This is a genomic window from Rhizobium sp. A37_96, from assembly GCF_053521765.1.
This window is the reverse complement of the sequence record NZ_JBNWDS010000011.1, coordinates 115,283-132,342: the sequence shown is the minus strand read 5'-3', so window position 1 is coordinate 132,342 and position 17,060 is coordinate 115,283. Positions and strand designations below refer to the sequence as shown.

Here is a 17,060-nt window from a genome sequence, read left to right as displayed (position 1 = left end):
TCATGCGGGGATTGAACGGAAAAACAGCGATCATCTCGGGTGGCGCGACGCTGATCGGCCAGGCCGTGGCCGAAATATTGATCGGCTACGATACCCGGGTGGTGATTGCCGATATCAACGAGGCGGATGGCGCAGCGGTCGCCGCTCGGCTTGGCGACAAGGCGACCTTCATCAAGACCGATATCACCAGTGACGAAGAGATCGCAGCGCTGGTGGCGAAGACGGTGGAGACGACCGGCAGGCTGGACTTCCTCGTCAACGTCGCCTGCACCTATCTCGACAACGGCGCCGAGACCAACCGATCCGACTGGCTGAAGGCGCTGGACGTCAATATCGTCAGCTCCGTCATGCTGATGCAGGCAGCGCACCCGCATCTCAAGGCCAACAAAGGCGCGATCGTCAATTTCGGGTCGATCTCGGCGCGGGTGGCCCAGACCGGGCGCTGGGTCTATCCGGTCTCAAAGGCGGCGATCCTGCAGCTTACCCGCAACCAGGCGATGGATCTGGCGCCAGACGGTATTCGCGTCAACGCCGTCTCGCCCGGCTGGACCTGGAGCAACATCATGGTGCAGCTCACCCATGGCGACCGGGAGAAGACGAACAGGGTGGCCGCGCCCTTCCATCTGCTCGGCCGCACCGGCAATCCGGAGGAGGTCGCCGAGGCGGTCGCCTTCCTGCTTTCCGACAATGCCAGCTTCGTCACCGGCACCGATATCTGCGTCGACGGTGGCTATACCGCGATGGGGCCGGAGCAGAATGTTCCGGCCATTCCGAAGCTGATGGACTGAACGACAACAAGAACGGGGAACGAAACAATGAGCAAACGCAAGATCACCATCGTCGGCGGAGGCCAATCCGGGCTGCAGCTTGGTTGCGGCCTGCTTTCGAACGGCTACGACGTCGAGATTGTCCAGAACCGGACGGCCGATGAAATTCGAGCTGGCAAGGTCCTGTCCAGCCAGTGCATGTTCGGCGAGGCGCTGGCAAACGAGCGCGAACTGGGCCTGAACTTCTGGGATGCGGAGTGCCCGACGGTCGATTCGATCAATTTCTGCGTTCCGGCTCCGGACGGCTCCGGCAACAAGGCGATCGACTGGAACGGCAAATTGGACCGGGCCGGCCGGAGCGTCGACCAACGCGTGAAGATTCCGCGCTGGTTGACGGAATTCGAGCGGCGCGGCGGCACGATCACCATCCGCGATGTCGGCATCGACGACCTTGAGGCCTACGCGAAATCATCCGACCTCGTCATCGTGGCGGCCGGCAAGGGCGAAATCGCCAGGCTTTTCGAACGCGATGCGGAGAAATCGCCCTTCGACAAGCCGCAGCGGGCGCTGGCGCTGACCTATGTCAAGGGTATGCTGCCGCGCGCCGACCATTCGGCGGTCAGTTTCAACCTCATCCCGACGGTCGGCGAATATTTCGTTTTCCCGGCCCTGACGGTAAACGGCCCCTGCGATATCATGGTGTTCGAGGGAATCCCGGGCGGCCCGATGGATTGCTGGAAGGATGTGAAGACGCCGGCCGAACATCTGGCCAAGTCGCTCTGGATCCTCGACACCTTCCTGCCGTGGGAGGCCGAGCGCAACAGGAACGTGACGCTGACGGACGACAATGGCATTCTCGCCGGCGCCTTTGCTCCAACGGTGCGCAAGCCGATCGGCAGGCTTCCTTCCGGTGCGCCCGTGCTCGGCATGGCCGACGCCGTGGTGCTGAACGATCCGATCACCGGACAAGGCTCCAACAACGCCTCAAAGGCGGCCAGGGCCTATCTCGACGCGATCCTCGCTCATGGCAAGAGGCCCTATGACGCCGCCTTCATGCAGGCAACCTTCGATGGCTACTGGAACTACGCGCAATATGTCACCGGATGGACCAACGCACTCCTTCAGCCGCCGCCACCGCATGTGCTCAATATCATGGGCGCCGCGCAGGCCTATCCGGAACTGGCCAAACGCATCGCCAACGGTTTTGACAACCCACCCGATTTCTTTCCGTGGTTCGCCATCCCGGAAGAGGCCGATGCCTATCTGAAGAAGCTGGCCGCCTAGCTGTTCTCGCCCGGCATTTAGCGGTGTAAAATTGCTTTCGTGAGACCGGAAGAGCCTATGGCACCGGTTCTACACACCGGCACCCCGGCAACACGACGCCATTCGAGAAGGGCCGCAGCGACCAAAAGCTGCGGCCCCCTCAAGATCAGCCGCGCCATCGCTATCCGCTACGATCAAGGCACATTTTGTATAGCCAAATAGCCGGCTCAAATTCGTCCACACGGCCTAGCCGCATCCAAACTTGAATCACTATCCAAAGATGATGATGTGGGTCGGATAGGGAGTGCCTTGAGCGGAGAAAGGTGGCTAATGACCCATCATCCAGATACCTTGGCGTCCAAAGCAGCCGGTGGACTTTGTCGGCGTTGTCGGGCTCTTGCGATGCAAGGTTGGGGGCTGCGGCGGTCAAGCCAGGGGCATTGATCGCAAATGTCGGAAATATCGCAAAACGAGGACATGACGGCAAGGAGCGGCGAGGGGTCTGCCCTCGCCTGTCCTTAGAATCGGGCATCCGCGAGGTGCGCGATTTGTGCGCCGACCTCGTAATATGCCTCCTTTACGGATCTGAACGTCTCGGTCTTCGGCTCGCTGATCGGCAGCGGCAGGCCGGCGTCGTTCATCTCGCCGGAAATGTAGGAGGCGAGAACCTTTCCGAAGGTCGTGCCTGGAGCGATGCCGCGTCCGTTATATCCGCTGAAGCCGATGACGTTCTCGTCGAACTTGTGGAAGCGCGGAACCGCATCCGATGTCATTCCGATCTTTCCATACCAGGCGGTTTCAAATTCGACGTTTCCGAGCTGCGGAAACAAGCGCTTCAGCGATCTTTTCGCCCAGGATTGATGAATGGCGTGGCCTGAATTTCGCAGTGCGCCAACGCTTCCGAAAACCAGCCTGCCGCGCTGATCCATGCGGAATGACGAAAGGATCTCCTTGGTATCCCAGCATCCTTCGCGGTTCGGGAGGATCGTCCTGCGCAAATTGTCGGAAAGAGGGGCTGTCGCGAGATTGAAATAGGGCAGATGAACCTGTTCCTCCCTGACGACTTTCCAAGGACCTGTCGAATAGGCATCGGTGGCGACGATGATCCATTTGCTGGATACGGAGCCGCTGGCGGTCTTGACCAACCATCCGGCGCCGCTCCTGTCCGCGGAGACGACCGGGCTATTGGTGAAAATCTTGACGCCTTCTCTGATCGCCGCAGTCGCGAGGCCGCGAACGTAGGCAAGCGGCTGCAAAGTACCGGCCCGAGGGTCGAAAAGAGCGCCGGAATACGCGTCCGATCCCACGCGGCGGCGCGTCTCGTCCGCGTCGAGCCGCTCCAAAGGTGCGCCGCGCGCAATCCATTGGCGGTGACGGGCATCAAGCTCCTCGACCCCGCCTGCGCCGACGGCAAGATGAAGGGTTCCGTTTCTCTCGAGCTCGCACGGTATGGCGTACTCATCGATGGTGTCGCGCACGACCATCGGGGCATCCGAGAGAAGCTTCAGGCACTTCTCGCCGTATTCGGCCCCCAGCACGCCGGGAATGTCGTCGGGCATCACCCACATGCCGCCATTGATCAGGCCGACGTTTCGGCCAGACGCTCCGAACCCGATTTCCACTGCCTCCAGAACCGTGGAGGTGATGCCTTTCCGCGCCAGGTGAAGTGCGGCGGACAAACCGGTGAACCCGCCGCCGACAATGGTCACTTCCGTCGTCGCTGCCGTAGAAAGCACTGTCGTTTTCGGCGGGGCTGGCGCAGTTTTTTCCCAAAGCCCATGGGACAGCGGATTGTTTTGCATCACGGTTTCTTCCAGGCAGACAGAGGATCAAGCCAAGATAAGCAAAATAGGGGCAATGAGAAATTGCGTGTTCCTCAACACGTTATTCCGAGACGGAATGAAGTGCCGTCCTGCCTTGGCGGCCGCCGTGCGGAGCCGGCGTTGCAAATCCCGATGCGTGTCCCCCGCCTAACGAGGTGCGCGGCCCGTAGAAATGGCCGCCGGCAGCCATGTTCATAAACCAGCACATACCGAGAGGGCTGGTCATGAATGACGGATCAGACCAAAAGTCCACCGTTCCGCCAGAGGAAGCGAGCGGTTGGCTGCACGGGACGATTCATTGCGGCAGGTATGCCTCGGCGCCCGTTGCAATGATCTGCTCTTCGCTGAGGGATCTATGCCAATGCGAGTAGAGCACGAAGCGCTCCTTCGAAAGCTCGATCTCTTTTCGCAGATAGCGGTAGATTGCGCTGAACGCCTTATGCTCGCACCCGCCCCAGAAGAACGCCTCTTCCAGGTTTTTCGGCCATAGCACCGAGCGGACGGCATCCGGCAGCAAGGTCGTCGTACCCGCAGCGGCGCCATTGCGGTGAAGCCAATGAACCGTCACGCCCGAAGGGCATTCCAACGGCAACTCGTCGGCCTTGCCGTCCACCTCGACAAACGCATGGCCCGTGGCGTCGCGGGAAAGAGATTCAAGGATTCTCGCAATCCCCGGCAAGGCCGTTTCGTCTCCGGCGAGCACATGGAATTTTGCGGGCTTCGGTCCGTTGGCGGCAGGTCCCAGAATACCGACCAGGTCTCCCGCACGGGCATCCATTGCCCATTGCGTCGCCGGGCCTGCATGTGCATGGAGCGCGAAGTCTATTGTGATCTCCTGCCGGCCGGTGTCGATGCGCCGGATTGTGTAGACGCGTGTCGGAACGGCGGAATTCCTCGGCCAGACGACATGGCCCAGATGGTCGAGCATCGGCCAATGCGGCGTGGCAATGCCGCGTGGCTGGAAGATGAGCCGACAGTGCAGCTGGTCGTCGCGGTCATAGCGCTCGAGGTTCTCGCCCTTGAAGGTTATCCGGCGGAAACGGGAGGTAATATCTTCGATCGATCTTACATGCAGCAGCCGGAGATCGTCGGGAAGAGTAGGCGCCGTGTGGTCGCCCTCCCACCGGATATCCAGTTTTTCGCGTGCGGCAATGAAACAGATCGGGCCGACCAGCGCGTGCTTCAAACGGTTGATCCCGCCGGGATCTGTGGCTTCGACCGTCAGTTTGAAACCGCCCTGCCTGGCCTCGAATGTGGCTTTCCCGAACGGCGATCGGATGTGGTGGACTGCGCCCCGCTTTTCGATGGTCATGTCGTGGGTTGCGATAGCCTCCACGATCGGATCGACATATTCGTCAATCCTTGCAAATTGCACCGCTGCGCTTGCGCTATAGCGTCTATTGGCAGTTGAACTCATAGAAACCGGCTCCATAAATCAGATCGAGACCCAAAGCGGCCCCTCGATCGGGAACGCCGCGAAGTCCTTGTTGATCGCTTCCAGAATTGCGTCGGGATCGAGGTCGGCGGATAGTTCGGGATGAAGCCATTTGGCGGCCAGGGCGACAAACAGGACATTCAGCGGCAGATTGGAGATCAGCCCCGTCCAAATGCCGTAGACGCGCTTGTTGCGGACGCTCGAAAGCTGGCTGAAACCCGTTCTGCCATCGACCAACCGTTGCAGGCCCTCGCGGCCGAGCTTCGGATCGATACCGGGACCGATGGCGGGACGGCTGCCCGAGGCCCAGCCGCCGCCCGAAGCGATATAGACGTCGTGCGGCGTGGCCAGGACATATTCAAGGGAGAGTTGCTGGAACCATGGTGCTGTCACGCCCGGCAGGAGTTGACCGCCGGCCCGCGCCAGCAACTCGCCCCAGACCTTGCGCCCTGCCGCCCAGCAGCAATCGTCCACTGTGGACTGGACTTCCAGATAGGTCGTCACCGGCGGCCTATTCTTGACGAGAGCAGCGATCTTGGTCAGCTCCTTGTCGAAGAAGGAAATGAAAGCCTCCGCCTTGTCCGGCGCATCGAGAAGCGTACCCCACATGCGCATGGACGCCGTGAGCTCGGCGACCGGGTCGCTTGCCTGTCCGCCGGTTTCGCTATTGCTCGCGGCGTCGCTGTACGCCACCGCAATGCCCAGCTGCCTCAGCCGCTCCACCATAGGATTGTTGTCGCCATCGGGCGTCATGAAGGCATTCGTCACCACGAGATCCGGCGAGAGACCGATCAGTCCTTCCGGGGATATGGTGTCGGGTGTCTGCTTGCCGACGACACTGGGCGAATGACCGTTCAGAAGGCGTGTCTGCAAAAGCTCGCTGTCGATTCTGTCCACAGCGGCCCAGCCGACCACCAGCGAGGCCGGATCGGGATGCAGCAGGGACATGGTCAGCAGATCGTGGGCTTCGAGCAGGATGATCCTTTTCGGCGGAGCGGCGAGCTGCAACTCGCGGCCCGCCAGATCGACGACCTTGAGCGATGGCTGCGCCAGGGCGGGCTCGATCCGCGAAAGGATCGCCGCGGTGGCAATGGATGTGCAGAACCGGCGTCTCGTTATCATCAGGGCCGCCTCACCACTTATACCGCAGGCCAGCCAGAACCGTCCGTCCATTGCCATACTGGCAATAATAGTTGGAGCTGCAGCTGGAGTAATAGTCCTTGTCGAGCAGGTTCGTGACGTTCAGCGTGGCTTCGAGACCCTTGAACTTCGGATTCTTCGCGCCGAAATCATATTTCAATGCCGCGTCGAGCAGGGCATAGCCTTCGGCTTTCACCTTGTTGGCATCATCGGCATAGCTGGAGCCGACGAAGCGGACGCCGCCACCGATGCTCAAACCTTCCAATGCTGCGTAATCGAAGCTGTAGTTTGCCCAGAGCGAGCCGTAGTAACGCGGCACGGCCTGGGGACGATTGCCGATGATCGACGTGTCGGTGGATTTCGAGACCTCCGTGTCGAGCACGGATATCGCGCCGATGAGTTCCAGATTGGCGGTGAGGTTGCCACGCGCTTCGAACTCCAGCCCACGGGAATGAACCTCGCCCTGCTGGACGGAAAAGCCGGGTACGGTGCCGGGAGACAGGGCGTTTTCCTGCCTGATGTCGAAGGCGGAGAGGGTGAAAAGCGCATCGATATCGATGGGCTGGTATTTGATGCCGACCTCGTATTGCCGCGCTTTCGTGGGCGTGAACGGATTGCCGCTGGCATCGGTGCCGATGACCGGCTCGAACGACGTCGAATAACTTGCGTAGGGTGCGATGCCATTGTCGAACAGGTAAAGCAGACCGGCGCGGTAGCTCGTCGCATTGCTCGATTGATCGGACGAGCTATGTGCCAGCAGATTGTCCGAATCCTGATCCGTCCAATCGTGACGCACGCCCAGAACGGCGCGCAGCTGGCCGAATTCGATCTGATCCTGAAGATAGATGCCGGTCTGACGGAGAGATTGATCGCTGTTGATTACGGTCGCGAACGGGCCGACGGGCTGGCCGTAGGCAGGGTTCGTGACATCGATGGAAGTCGCGCCGCCCATCAGGTATTCCCAGCTGCTGGTCGAGTGCTGGAGATCGACGCCGGCAAGTAAGGTATGTTTGGCGGCGCCCGTGTCGAACTTGAACTCGGCCTGGTTGTCGAAGGAAAAGCCCCTGGCATCCTCGATCGAATGGAGGGCATACCGGGGGATGAGGCCTGCGGCGGATATCGGGCCTGCCATCTGGAGCGAGCGCATGTCGACATCCAGGCCGGAATAGCGGAAATTCGAGCGGATCGTGACGTCATCGTTGAAGTTGTGCTCGAACCTGTAGCCGGCGCCATATTGCGTGCGCTCGAAGGAATCGTGTGACGGGTCGCCGATGTTGAAGTCCGGCCCGAGGAACCGGCCCAGGTTTCCCAGAGCGAGGAACTTCGGGTAGACCGAGTTGAAATAGCCGCCTTCCGGATCGCGCTGATAATAGCCGGAAATGACCAGCGACGTATCCTTGTCCGGCTCCCATTTCAGCGATGGCGCAACGCCGATGCGCTTTTCATCGACATGGTCATAACGGGTGCCGGCGGAGCGACCGACGATCGAAACGCCGTATTGCCAGGCGCCGTCGCTCGTCAGCGGCCCCGTCGAGAAAAGCCCGCTTTGAATTCGTCCGTCGGTTCCGCCCTCGACGCGCAGCTCGTTCGAACGGACATCCGACGGTTCACGGCTGACCTGGTTGACGAGGCCGCCTGGGCTGATCTGTCCGTAGAGGAGGGCGGACGGTCCTTTCAGGACTTCGATACGATCGAGAAAGAACGGATCGATCGATGGCGTGCCGAAGGCTTGTCCGCGCGGCAGCTTCAATCCGTCGAGATAGTTGACGAAATTGGTCGAGGTGCCAAATCCGCCAAAGCCGCGCAGGAACACGGAATCGTAGCGGGAGTTCGTATCCCTGTCCGAAAGGACACCGGCCGTATAGCGAAGCGCCTCGCTGACGGTCTGCGGATTTTGCTCATCGATCTGTCTGCGCGTGACCGTCGTGATCGATTGCGGCGTCTCGGCGACTGGCGTGGCGGTCTTTGTTGCGGTTCGAGCCGATTTCGCAACGATTTTCGTGGATGTGTCGCCGGCATTCCCTGCGCCCTGGACGACGATCGGCGCCAGTTGCGTGCTGCTCTCCTGAGCGGCTGCTTGTGTGACTGGAACGAGAAAAGTGGATATCAGCAAAATATGCTTCAATGAAAGGCTGTGCTTCACGAATTATCCCCATGGTCGAAGCTCTCAAGTTTTGATAGTTGATTAAATCAAACGGGTACGTCCTGTCCAGTTAATATGAATGCGTTCGTCAACTTTTATGTTGGCAAGGGCGTGCAACGTTTTAAGACTGGTCGGGAGGCGAAAAGACGGAGGAAATGATGGTTGCAAGAAGCGTGAGCACGGTGGCGAGAATAGGCCGCCCTCCGAAGGCGGACCAGGATACGGCGGCGGAAAGAATCATCGTCGCCGCTACCGAGCTCTTTGCCGGCAGGGGATTCGCCGGGACCTCGATGGAACAGGTCGCTTCACATTGCGGAGCAGGCAAGGATACCGTCTATCGCCGCTTCTCCTCGAAGGTCACGCTGTTTGAAGCGGTCGTGGATCATGCGCACAAGCGGGCCGTTGCAAGACTTGAGAAGCTGCCACCGGTCACCGGAGATTCGCTTGAGCGCCTGAAGTCCCTGATGCTCGAGCTTCTTCGCGTCAACATGGAGCCGGAACTGATCGCATTGAAGCGCATCACCTTCAGCGAGGCCGTTGTTTTTGAGAAGAGCGGGCCGATACCGCCGCAGCCCGACCCGATCATGGCGAAGCTGGTCGAAGCGGTTGCGAACGCGCAGGAAGCGGGGGAGATTTGCGCGGGAGACTCGACGGCGATCGCCAATCATCTGATTCACTGTATGGTCGCGTTGCCGACGGCCGCGGCAATGATGGGCAGCGACGCGTTCAACTCGCGGCAGAGTATAGAAGTGCATTTTGACAGGACATGGCACTGGTTGGTCAATGGATTGAATGGGGAAAAGATCTAGCCGTCAACGTGCCGGCGCCGCGTTTGCATCGAAGTGAGGAGCATAAGACTTACGTCGGGATCGAGGCTGATATCCCGCTTACGGATGTGCGGGTTCGTGCGTGTGGGATCGGGCGCGACAGCAGGCTCAGTCACCCTCGTGGCGCGCCAGTCATGCGGGTCGTCTCAACGTGAGCCCGGTCGGCCAGCGGCTTATCGCTGCGGCTGGCCCCCGGATACGAATCTGATCACACGAGGATCGACAAGACGATTTCATGCCAGCTTGCATGGCGGCATTGTTCAGACGCAGGAACCGACATCTTTCTCCGATACCGGCCAAAGCAGGCAAGCCAGTTTCTCGCCCGTGACAAGCGGGTCAGTCCCTCTCGCGGCCGGTATCAAGCCGAAAGATCGCATCTGCAATCGCGCCGCGCGATGGATCGGCCTCGAATGCGGCGTCGCTGGGAAGCAAAACCGCAACGTCTTCAAGGCCGAGGTCCGCAAGCTGAAACGGTGTGCCGTATCCATATTCCAGATGGCCGCGCCCGATGATCCCGACGACGAGGGGCATATTCGCCGTCCTGTGAGCTTCGGCTATATTGCATGCGAAGGCGCGGTCCCAGGTCTGCTGAGCGCGCACAAAGCGGTCGAACTCCGGATCGTCCGCCGAGGCGGCCTTTCGGTCCGGTCTGGCGCCACCCGTTATGTCGAACAGATACTGGCGATAGGCCGGCGTTGCAGGCCGGGCGGGGGAAACGCCATCGCGATCCGCCAAGGGAATGGCATCCCAGCCAAGTTTTCCAACCTCCGTCACCAGCGCGCGCCGGCAGTTGAGAGCTTTCATCGGCAGCTTGAACTGCCGGCAGAAATGAAAGATCGGCAGGTAGAGCTCCGGAGCGAACCCCCAGACCGATTTCCATTCCACCTCCTCAAGAAAACTCTGCGTATCGAGCCCACCGGCGACCCATTTGTCGAGAATCGGCTGAGACCGGCGCGGAAACATCTCGAAGCCGACGACGATCGCGCTCTTGTGGGCGTGAAGACCGGCAAGGACGTGCTGTTGCCAGCGGTGAATGTCGTATCGGTCATGGCTCTCCCCCAGAAGCACGGCCTGCTTGCCGGCCATGCCGCTCATCAAGGTGCCATGTTCGATGGTCATACCTGTTGCCGGCACCAGCCAGCTTCCCGCCGCATGAAATGATCCGCTCATGCCAATTGCTCCGAGGCCGTCGAATGTGCCGAGAACGCCGCGGCGGTTTCGGAGGAGAGGGTGAGCCCCGTCGGCCTGCCCTCTGGGTCGAGCGCCCGGATGAGGACGCCATCGCCTCGTCTTTCCTCGTGCCAGCGGCCAACCGTCGAACCCAGCAGATGCAGATGAAAATCCTCTGTCATGACGTTGATGAAACCCATGCCGGGACTGACCTTTGGAACCACGCCAGTCCAGCGTTGGGAAAAGCCCGTCGCCTCGAACGCAATCGTAATCGGTGCTCCTGACGAAAGCGCGGCGTTGAGCGGCGCCAATGCCGGATCCTCCGGTAAAACCGGAGCGCGCTCAGGCCGTGGCGGCCTTGCCGGGATGCTTGCGTCTGCAGCCATGACCAGTCCTTCCAGCCCAGCCTCGAACGGCTCCAGCCCGCCGAAGCCGACCACGGCGAAGACGGGCAGTCCGTCCGCGCCGTTGAAATCGATACGGGGATAGACCTTCTCGTTCATGATGCTCGATGTGTCGATTACGATCTTCGTGATCGACGCCGGGTCGATGCAGCTGTCGTGGGCCACGCCGCCGCAGCGCAGCAGGCCATTGTCTTCGGTCACGCTTTCGACAGTTCCGATCCGCTCGTGCGTCGCGCCGTGGCGCTTGCCGATAATCATCAGATTGCCGATCCCCGGCAGTCGAAGGATGACATCTTTCGGGTCGTTGTCGATATAGCGGCGAGCCGGTGTCGGCGTCTCGGTCATGTCAATCGTTCCTGCTGTTCGGTTCATGCGGTTGCAACGAGCTTTTCGGTGTCGTTGTCGAGATTGATCAAACGCGCGGCTGCCAGCTTCTCCGGCAGGCGATGCGTTATGAGGATGAGCGTGGTGTTTTTCAGCCGCTCTCGAACCAGAGAAAGGAGTTCGGTTTCGGCCGCGTCGTCAAGGGCGCTGGTTGCCTCGTCGAGCACCGCCCAGTCCGGCCGATGCAAGAGCAGTCTTGCAATCGCCAATCTCTGCAGCTCTCCGCCGGACAAGCTGTCAGTGCCGTCGCCTTGAGCGCCAGGCTCGAGGCCCTCGCCGACGAGGCGGGACAGGCCGACCGCTCCCAGGACTTCCGCGATCGCATGCCTGTCGAAGCTTGCGACGGGATAGGGATAGGCGGCACCCGCGAAGGGGCCTCCTTCCGGCATATAGGCTTTTTGAGGCAGGAACATCCATCTGCCGGCGGGGAAGGCGACATCGCCGCTGCCGTGGCGCCACAGGCCGGCAAGTGACTTGGTCAGTATCGTCTTGCCAATTCCCGACGCACCGCGAAGGCAGACGGTTTCTCCCGGCCCGATCGTCAGTTCACGCAGTGACAGTAGCGGCTTGCCGTCGGGGGTCTGCAGAAAGACGTTTTTAAGACGGAGCGCGTCGCCGCTCTTCGACCGGCGGAAGCCGGCCCGGTCGTATGCCGCCTCGGCCTGGGCCGCCTGCATGAATCTGTCGAGACGGGACGACGTCGCAACAAGCTCCGACAGATCGCGATATGAGAAGATGAACCAGGAAAGGTCGGTCACGACGTTCGAGAATGCCATGCTCAGCTGCATCAAGCCGCCGAACGCGACATGGCCGGCAATATAGCCCGGCAAGGCGACGAATAGCGGGATGCGCAAGACCGTGTGCTTGAATGGAAAGGTGAATGCTCCAAGCGCGAGCTCACGTCTCATCAGCTTCAGCCAGTTGTCGGCGATATTGTCGAAACGCGCGCGAAGCGTCGCCTTCTCCGCCGTTTCCCCATTCGCGAGCGCAACCTCGTCGAAGGCCGTACGCCATCGGGCCATCGAGAAGCGAAAATTCGCCTCCCGGCGCTGCTGCTCGGAGAGCAGGCGTTTCAAGGGCCGGCCGAGAAAATGCGTGATGGCGGTCGACAGGGCAACGTAGATGAAAGCCGCCCAGATCATGTATCGCGGGATCTGGAGATCGATACCGATGAATCCCAGTGACAGAGGAAAATTCGACAGGCTCCAGAGGATTGCGAGATAGGAAGCCAGACCGACGATCCGGCTGATGAGATCCAGCGCTTCACCGAGGATCCTGTTGATGAAGATGCGGCAATCGTCGGCGATACGCTGATCCGGGTTGTCGATACGGTCGGTCGACGACTGCGCCAGATGCCAGTATGCCTTGTTCGTGGTCCAAAGATCGATGGCGTGATCCGTAAGGGCGCCGCGCCAGGCGATTTCGAGTTTCTTGCGCAGGTAGTCCGCCGTCAGTCCGCGAACGGAGTTCAAGGCGACGATGATCGCGAAAACGCCGATCTGCCGCACCGTTTCCGGCCCGTCGATCTTCTGGATGGCGGCATAGAACTCGCCGGTCCACTGGACAAGACGGACGCCGACATAGACCGAACCGAGTTCCAGGGCGACGATGATGGCAAAAAGCGCCACCTGCGCCTTGCCGCCGGGCGCTCGGATACATATTCCGAGAAGCCTGATGAATTGCCTGACAATATGAAGCATGCGCTCTTCCAGGTTGGAAAGGACATGCGGGCAGGCAGTGCCCGCATGCTGTCGGGCGATGACTAGAACCTAACAGTGGCGCCGACTTTGAAGACACGGCCCGGACCCGTCTGGAGTTCCAGCGGATTGACGTTCGCGGTGATGGCCGATGGTGCAACGGTCGCATATTCCGTGACGCTGCTTGGGAAGTAGCGGCGGTTGAATATGTTCTCGACGCCGACGGTCAGTTCGAAGTTTTTCCGCGGTGTCCATTTTGCGTAGGTATCGAACACCGCGTAGCCGGACGGGAGGAAGTTCGTGGCCACCGCGTTCTCGGTCCGCCCCGCCGCAAAGGTGCCGAACACCTCGAATTGCAGATCGTACTCCGGCATCACATGCTTTAGCCCGATGACCGCATTGATCGGCATCGCTCCGTTGAAGGCCGTCTCCGCGGCCGTCGCCGCGACACGCTGGCGTCCCTTGCTCCAGGACAGGCTTCCGGAAATCGTCGTATCGGTCATGACCTCGTATTCACCGCCGAATTCGATACCCCAAAGACGCACATCCTCGACATTGTCGGAGGTGTATCCAACAACCGGGACCCCGCCGTCATCGATGATCGTCGTTGGCTGCAAGCCGCGAATGAAGTTCTTGTATTTCGAGTAGAACGTGGCGACCGTGAAGTATCCCCTGTCCAATTCGCCCCGGAAACCGACTTCATAGCTGTCGACCGACTCGGGCTTGAGGTTCGGATTCGGAATGATCGACGATCCGGAGAAAGGATCGTCGCTGGACTGGAACAGCTGCGCCGAGGTCGGCATCTTGAAGCCCTCGCCGTAGCTGGCATAGACCGAGTAGCTGTCCGTCAGTTTGTAGATGGCGCCGGCGCGCTTGATCAGTTCGAGATTGTCCTGCTTTTCCGGACGATAGCCCGGCAGCCCCGGGTAGCTCGCATCCCCTGTCGGGTCGATCGAATAGTATGCGAGCCGGACGCCCGGCGTCAGCGTCAACCGGTCATCCAGCAGGCTGATCTCGTCCTGAAGATAGAAGTCGGCGCGTTCCGTGGTAACGCGCGGGAAACTGAAGCCTTGATTGATTGCCTTCGTCGTAACGTTCGTCAGGGAATTGTAGGTGGTGTTTATGCCGGCATAGTCGCCCTTGCTTCGATCGCCATCGAAACCATAGGTCAGGGTGTGCTTGCTGTCGCCGAGGTCAAAGGACGACTGCATCTGGATGTCGAGTGCGAGGAAGTTCTCGGAGTAGTCGCGATACTGGTTCTGCAACTGATAGCGGTTCGAGTAGATCCGGCGCTGGTTGCTGTCGGTTTTGCGGCTCTGGTCGGAATAGGAGAGTTTCCAGTCGATGCTATCAAGCCAATCGGTGCCGACCTGCCATTCATGCTCCAGCGCAACCCGCTTGCGGCTCATTTCGAGGTCCCGCTTGTATGCATCGCTGTTGTATGCCGTCTTCGTCGGCACGCCCGTGGCGGATGCTCCGGAATCGTAGAGCTGCAGAATGTCGGTATCGCGTCCGAACAATTCGCCCGTCAGTTTGACGGTATGGTCGCCATCCGGCGTCCACACGATTTTTCCGAGCGCGTTGTTGACGGTGGTATCGGCTGGGAAAAGACGATCGCAACCGAAGTTGAGGCGGGTGCATCCCCATGCGCCGCCGTCGGCGCGCGCATTGCTCAATCGCGCCTCATGGCCCGATACCTGGCCATAGCTGCCGAGGACTTCCACGTCGCCGAAGTCATAAGCGCCCGTCACCTGCTTGCGCCAGCTTCTATCGAAGCTGTTGAAATCCGTCTTGACCTGCAAAGCCCACGGTCTGCTCGGGTCGGTCAGGAGGTCGGAGGGATCGAGCGTCTGGAACATCACGGCGCCGCCGACGGCGTCCGCGCCCCAAAGCACCGAGTTCGGACCTTTCACGATCTCGACGGCTCTGAAATTGCTCATGTCGAAAAAGTCGCGACTTCCGTCGGTGATTCGCTCCTGCACGCGCGATCCGTCGACGGTCAGCTGAACGCGGTTGCCGCTCATTCCACGAATGCTGAAGCTGTTGAGCTGCCCCCATGGATTGGTAATCGAGGTCGTCCGGTCGACGGTGACGCCGGGTTCGTGGCGGACCAGATCCTGGATGTCGCGAACATCGTGATCCTCCAGTTCCTCGCGTGTGACAACGGAGATGGATTGCGGCACGTCAAGCACGCGCTTCGTCTTGCGCGTCGAGAGAATGACGATTTTGTCGAGAACCGTCTCGCCCTCCCTGGGTTCAATGGGCTGCACGTCCTGAGCGAGCGCAGCGGAGCCGGCGGTGGCCAGAAAGATCGTCGTCAATACCGTTATGTTACTGAAATTGAATGAGAAAGAATTGTTCTTTCTTTGGGTCTCGAATTGCATTTGTTGACATTGCCCCCAAGTCAAAATCGACTGCGGGCAAACCGTTATAAAACATGACTAAAAGAATCAAGTTAAAATGTGGCGAATAATCGGCGGGAATGTTTCTGAACATTGCGCCCCTCCAAAGGAGGGGCAATTTTGGAAAAATCCAGCGACTGCCCTCCTGTTCAGGCTGCTTCCTCGGCTCCCTGAAGGCCGTGAATGCCATGGTCGAGCAACGGCGCATTTCGATTTTCGGGGCAATTGGTCGCAGCCTGCAGACCGGCTCGAACTCCGGGCATCGAGTGATGTTCGCCGACGAAGGAAACCATCGTTTCAGCAGTTGGCCGAATTCCGCCATCACGAAATGGGCGGACGTCTTGTGCGCCTGCCGCCACCCGTCGTTCTCCGGCTCAGGAGTTCGTCATCTTCGCGGCCAAGGCGCGTTCGCGGGTGCTTCGGTGCCGTCTTCAATCGTCGATTTCTTGACAGTTAAACTCATGTTTGAGATGAAGCGTAAACAGGACTATTAAACTCATATTTTAGGATATTTAGATGTCTGCTGTTCGCAACGCCTTTCCAGCCTTCCTGTTGCTTGTCGGTACCTGTGTGGCGGGAGCGGCGTTGGCCGATCCGATCCGAATCACCGATCAGGCGAACCGCGTCGTCAGCCTGAAGGAGCCGGCCGCGCGGATCGCCTCGATCCCGATCCCGATGGCTTCGACCATCATCTCCATGGATGGGGGCACCTCGCGGCTGGTGGGTATGAACCCGACGGCGAAAAGCGCGATCGTCGAGGGCGTTCTCGGCAGGATCTTTCCCGAAGCCAAGGATATTCCATCCGGCATCACCGCCCCGAATTTCATCCCGAATGTCGAGGAACTTGCCGCCACCAATCCGGATCTCGTGGTCCAGTGGGCCGACTATGGCGCTAATATCGTCGATCCGATCACCAATGCCGGCCTGACCGCCATGCTGATTTCCTATGGCACGGAACAGAAGGCGCGCGACTATCAGTCGATGGTCGCCACTGCCATGGGCAAGCCGGAACGGGCCGCGATGCTCAACGGCTGGCGGGCCGATGTCGAGGCCGCGATGCTGGAAAAGGGCAAGGCCATTCCCGCCGAGAAGAAGCCGAAAGTGCTCTATCTCGGCCGGGCGCTCGAAGCACTGTCCGCCTCCGGAAACGAGGGGAACTACAACGCTTATTCCATCGAACTGGCGGGCGGCACTTCCGCTTCGGCCGATGTCGTCGGGCAGGGGACGACGATCAGCCCTGAGCAGGTCGCCGCATGGAACCCGGATGTCATCCTGCTCAACAGCTTCGAGGCCAAGCTTTCGATCAGCCGCATCCACGACGATCCAATCCTGTCGCTCACCAATGCGGCGCGCAACAACAGGGTCTACAAGATGCCGCTTGGCGGCTATCGCTGGGATCCGCCGAGCCAGGAAAGCCCGCTGAGCTGGATGTGGCTTGCCGACCTTCTGCACCCGGACGTCTTCTCCTACGACCTCAGGGCGGAAATGAAGAAGGCCTATGCGACCCTCTACGGCTATCAGCTGACCGACGCCGACATCGACGGCATCCTCTGGATCGGCATGCAGGGCGATACCGCCAACTATGCCCAGTTCAAGGCGAAGTGA

Annotated in this window: 13 protein-coding genes; 5 read left to right on the top strand and 8 right to left on the bottom strand. The window is 60.2% G+C overall.

Annotation, left to right across the window (positions count from 1 at the left end):
• Positions 1–2 precede the first annotated feature (2 nt).
• Positions 3–788, top strand: a complete 786-nt coding sequence (locus ACQZ6J_RS23745; protein ID WP_163989068.1) for an SDR family oxidoreductase — start codon at positions 3–5, stop codon at positions 786–788.
• A 27-nt stretch (positions 789–815) separates the two neighbouring features.
• The gene (locus ACQZ6J_RS23740; protein ID WP_449085854.1) at positions 816–2,051 is read left to right on the top strand and encodes a styrene monooxygenase/indole monooxygenase family protein; all 1,236 of its coding nucleotides are present in this window, start codon (positions 816–818) and stop codon (positions 2,049–2,051) included.
• A gap of 497 nt (positions 2,052–2,548) precedes the next feature.
• Here ACQZ6J_RS23740 and ACQZ6J_RS23735 read toward each other — a convergent pair whose 3' ends face one another.
• From ACQZ6J_RS23735 to ACQZ6J_RS23720, 4 genes are all read right to left on the bottom strand, one after another.
• Positions 2,549–3,832: an NAD(P)/FAD-dependent oxidoreductase gene (locus tag ACQZ6J_RS23735; RefSeq protein ID WP_449085853.1), complete on the bottom strand. Its 1,284-nt coding sequence runs from the start codon at positions 3,830–3,832 to the stop codon at positions 2,549–2,551.
• 316 nt (positions 3,833–4,148) lie between these two features.
• Positions 4,149–5,270, bottom strand: a complete 1,122-nt coding sequence (locus tag ACQZ6J_RS23730; RefSeq protein ID WP_449085852.1) for a DUF2218 domain-containing protein — start codon at positions 5,268–5,270, stop codon at positions 4,149–4,151.
• An 18-nt stretch (positions 5,271–5,288) separates the two neighbouring features.
• Positions 5,289–6,410, bottom strand: coding sequence for an ABC transporter substrate-binding protein (locus tag ACQZ6J_RS23725; RefSeq protein WP_449085851.1), 1,122 nt, complete (start codon positions 6,408–6,410; stop codon positions 5,289–5,291).
• A gap of 10 nt (positions 6,411–6,420) precedes the next feature.
• On the bottom strand, positions 6,421–8,571 hold the full coding sequence (locus ACQZ6J_RS23720) for a TonB-dependent siderophore receptor (RefSeq protein WP_449085850.1): 2,151 nt from the start codon (positions 8,569–8,571) through the stop codon (positions 6,421–6,423).
• A 158-nt stretch (positions 8,572–8,729) separates the two neighbouring features.
• On the opposite strand from ACQZ6J_RS23720, the gene ACQZ6J_RS23715 reads away from it, so the two are divergent.
• Positions 8,730–9,380, top strand: a complete 651-nt coding sequence (locus tag ACQZ6J_RS23715; protein ID WP_449085849.1) for a TetR/AcrR family transcriptional regulator — start codon at positions 8,730–8,732, stop codon at positions 9,378–9,380.
• Positions 9,381–9,734: 354 nt separating this feature from the next.
• On the opposite strand, the gene ACQZ6J_RS23710 is transcribed toward ACQZ6J_RS23715, so the two are convergent.
• From ACQZ6J_RS23710 to ACQZ6J_RS23695, 4 genes are all read right to left on the bottom strand, one after another.
• Positions 9,735–10,568 (bottom strand): ChaN family lipoprotein, encoded by an 834-nt coding sequence (locus ACQZ6J_RS23710; RefSeq protein ID WP_449085848.1) that lies wholly within the window; start codon positions 10,566–10,568, stop codon positions 9,735–9,737.
• Positions 10,565–11,317: a hypothetical protein gene (locus tag ACQZ6J_RS23705; protein ID WP_449085847.1), complete on the bottom strand. Its 753-nt coding sequence runs from the start codon at positions 11,315–11,317 to the stop codon at positions 10,565–10,567. Before ACQZ6J_RS23705 ends, ACQZ6J_RS23710 begins: the two co-directional genes overlap by 4 nt.
• A gap of 23 nt (positions 11,318–11,340) precedes the next feature.
• A complete protein-coding gene (locus ACQZ6J_RS23700) occupies positions 11,341–13,056 on the bottom strand; it encodes an ABC transporter ATP-binding protein/permease (RefSeq protein WP_449085846.1) in 1,716 nt (571 codons plus the stop codon).
• A gap of 62 nt (positions 13,057–13,118) precedes the next feature.
• A complete protein-coding gene (locus ACQZ6J_RS23695; RefSeq protein ID WP_449085845.1) occupies positions 13,119–15,374 on the bottom strand; it encodes a TonB-dependent hemoglobin/transferrin/lactoferrin family receptor in 2,256 nt (751 codons plus the stop codon).
• Between the two features lie 161 nt (positions 15,375–15,535).
• Between ACQZ6J_RS23695 and ACQZ6J_RS23690 the strand changes: the two genes are divergently transcribed.
• Complete coding sequence (locus ACQZ6J_RS23690; RefSeq protein ID WP_449085844.1) at positions 15,536–15,949, top strand: hypothetical protein; 414 nt, start codon at positions 15,536–15,538, stop codon at positions 15,947–15,949.
• Between the two features lie 22 nt (positions 15,950–15,971).
• Positions 15,972–17,060, top strand: a complete 1,089-nt coding sequence (locus ACQZ6J_RS23685) for an ABC transporter substrate-binding protein (protein WP_163989087.1) — start codon at positions 15,972–15,974, stop codon at positions 17,058–17,060.